The organism is Lactovum miscens (assembly GCF_014202895.1).
Classification (GTDB): domain Bacteria; phylum Bacillota; class Bacilli; order Lactobacillales; family Streptococcaceae; genus Lactovum; species Lactovum miscens.
In genome coordinates this window covers 1-2,936 of record NZ_JACHHV010000056.1, presented here as the reverse complement: position 1 = coordinate 2,936, position 2,936 = coordinate 1, and the positions used below count along the sequence as shown (strand labels likewise).

Sequence of the window (2,936 nt, the reverse complement as noted above, 5' to 3'; positions counted from 1 at the left end):
ATTCCTTTTCTACTTGTCTTCTTTCAAATTCAAGTATAAGAAATTCAGGTGTTTTTTTCTTGCTTCAGGTGGCTAAACTAATTTTACAATTTGCCGTTTACAAAAGTATCTTAAATTTTCAATTTTTATTCACTACCAAATTTATTGAAACTTAGGATAGCTTAGTATTGTGATGTTCACATAAGTTGAATCCTTAATAACAAACTTCAAACTTTATAATCCTTCATTTTCAAATGTTCCAGACCTGACTACTTTTTTACACTTTCTATTCAACTATTCCAGATAGGTGAGTCATATATAAAAAATTATTTAAAAATGCAATAATGCATTGATAATTATTTCGTTTGATTAGTTTGTACGATTATTTTCCAGTAATTTCTCTATCAGAAGTAAAATTAAGTTAACAAGGGCATTTAGACAGACCGTCAGTAAAATTTCCCAAAGCAGTTTAGGCATGCTACTAGTTCGTAAACCATCAAACAAAATTGTTCCTAAACCACCCGCATTAATAGTTGATACTATAATCGCAATAGCTATAATGCTGTTGGCTGCCAGGTGAATACCTGTAAAAATAGAGGTTTTAGATAAAGGAAGCTGGATCTTTACCAGTATCTGGCACATGGTGTACTTCTAATAAAGTATTTAATTTATGGGAAAAAACTTGTGTTGCTTCTAAAAGAATTTTCTGCTGCTTCTCAGTAAGAGCAGCCATAGCCTCTGTTTCATAAGTAGCTAGAGGCTCCAGTATTTGCGAAGCAAAAGTTTGTCCTTTCTCTGTCAATTTGACAAATTTTTTACGCTTGTCATTCTGGCTAGGTTCTAAACACAAAATTTCCTTGGCAATATAAGTTTTGATAATGGCTTGAATGACCTGTTTAGTAGAATAAGTTCGCTTTGCTATGGTTTCCTGAGTTAAAGCTGCCGGATTGTGGTAAATCCACATAAAAACCAAAAGACTCTTATTGTTCATGCCATTCATGCGGGCATATTTTTCAAAAATTGAAAATTGCTCTTCTCTCAAACGTGCATATTGTTGTGCCTTAGATATTTTCATCATACAACCCCATCATCATTTATTATGATTACTTTTCCAAAAGCCTGCAGTCCCTCTAAATAATCATGAGCCTTGGAGATCTCATCCAAACTAAAAATTTTCTCTGGTTTTACTGATACAGCATACTTTTCAATAAAATCAAACATCTCATTAATCTTTACCTGATTAACATTTCCAGAATAAAAAGTTGTCAGATAGACATTCTTTTGAAGCTCCATTATCGGGTCAAAATCCTCCAAGTACCACTTCCCTCCTAGCTGACCGCACGAACAGATAATTCCATCTTCAATCAAATACTGCAGACTATCTTTGATTGTTGCGGGTCCAATAAGTTCCAATATTTTTGTAAATGGCTGTGCTCCCTTAAGCTTTTTATCAATATCCAAGTAAATACCATCATACCCAACAGACATTAACTGTGCTTCTTTAACTAAGGTGCGGACACTGGCATAGACTTTGATCTTAGGATATTTAGCTTTGACTAAATTAACGAAAGCCGTGCCCACGCCAGACCCACCACCACGGACAAAAATTTTGTCATCTTCAGTTATCTTAAGATTTTTAAAAGCCCCAAATGCAGTGTAATAAGTCTCTGGAATGGTAGCTAAAGTCGACCAGTCCATATCTGTCGATACTGAATAAATTTGTTCATTTGGTAGCAAAACGTACTCAGCGTAAGATCCGTCAAAAGCTCTACCCATTTCTCCCATGATTGATATAATTCTTTGCCCAACTGGGAGTCGCTTCTCATCTGTTGTATCTGAAATAACGCCCACGCATTCTATCCCTAGAATCCTTGGAAAAACAACCATTGGTGACAAACCCTGACGGGTAAAAATCTCAGACCGATTAATACCAAACCCCATAACCTTGACTAATGACCATCCAAGCTTAACCTTAGGTTTGTCCACGTGTGAGACCTTTAAAACACTGGAGTCACCAGCATTTGATACCACAACTGCTCTCATGAAACACCTCACATTTAGTAAATTTTTTTTACTTCTTATTTTCTACTATTCTATTACTTACTTTCCAATTAGTCAATAAAAAAGTAAAATTTTTTTACCTCTTTATTAAAATTTAATTTTGTTAGGCAAATTGGAAAATTAGTTTAGCCACCTGAAGAAAGCAAAAAACACCTGGATCTCTTAGACCTGAGTTTGTAAGAAGACAAGTAGAAAGGGTATTCAGATGCAAGATGATTCTATCACAAAAGGCAAAGAAATTACTTATGCAGAACGCCAGATGATTGAACGTTGGCACAACAAGAATAAGCTAAGTAATCGTCAAATCGCTCAGCGCTTGAATAAAGCCACTCAGACGATCAATAATGAACTTCATAAGGGGGAAAAGTGCACTTAAAAATAAAGACAAAGTACGTACGCTGCGCCTCACGCATAAGAACACCACAGCATCAATAAAAGGTCATTGTGGCCGTCATTCTAAGCTTACATCAGACCCTTAATGAAACCATTCGTTCAGGTGTTAGAGATAAAAAATTATTAGAAGTCATTCTCCAAGAGTTGACAGGTGTTTGCCTTTGAACCCTCTATCACTGGGTAGACAAAGGCTGACTAGATGTAAAATATCATGATTTGTTTTTTCCTCATTATAAGAAAGCTAAAGCTCTCATCACCACGAACGCCAAAAAAAGCCATTACCTTTATTACAGATTTTTTTAAAGAGCCATTAACGCCTGTGTACTCTTGCGTACCAAACAGTAGCAAAGGCAGACAGCTTGATCTGCTGCCTGCCTTACCTAAATCCAATGATTTATAAAATATTCCTGATGGCAAATTGCAAATTTAATTTAGCCACCCCGATACATCTGAAATGGTGTCTGATACTTGAACATTTTTCTTGGATAACAATTCATCCAAGT

The 2,936-nt window shown here is 35.5% G+C and carries 3 protein-coding genes and 1 pseudogene; 1 reads left to right on the top strand and 3 read right to left on the bottom strand.

The window, feature by feature from the left end; genetic code table 11:
• Positions 1-348 precede the first annotated feature (348 nt).
• From HNQ37_RS08360 to HNQ37_RS08350, 3 genes and pseudogenes are all read right to left on the bottom strand, one after another.
• Positions 349-624, bottom strand: a pseudogene (locus HNQ37_RS08360) (ABC transporter permease subunit); the annotation flags it as partial.
• Complete coding sequence (locus tag HNQ37_RS08355; RefSeq protein WP_183541284.1) at positions 581-1,054, bottom strand: MarR family winged helix-turn-helix transcriptional regulator; 474 nt, start codon at positions 1,052-1,054, stop codon at positions 581-583. The gene HNQ37_RS08355 and the pseudogene HNQ37_RS08360, both read right to left, overlap by 44 nt.
• A complete protein-coding gene (locus HNQ37_RS08350) occupies positions 1,054-2,022 on the bottom strand; it encodes an alcohol dehydrogenase catalytic domain-containing protein (protein WP_183541278.1) in 969 nt (322 codons plus the stop codon). Before HNQ37_RS08350 ends, HNQ37_RS08355 begins: the two co-directional genes overlap by 1 nt.
• Before the next feature lie 223 nt (positions 2,023-2,245).
• Between HNQ37_RS08350 and HNQ37_RS08345 the strand changes: the two genes are divergently transcribed.
• Complete coding sequence (locus tag HNQ37_RS08345) at positions 2,246-2,416, top strand: helix-turn-helix domain-containing protein (protein WP_183541275.1); 171 nt, start codon at positions 2,246-2,248, stop codon at positions 2,414-2,416.
• The last annotated feature ends 520 nt before the right edge of the window (positions 2,417-2,936 follow it).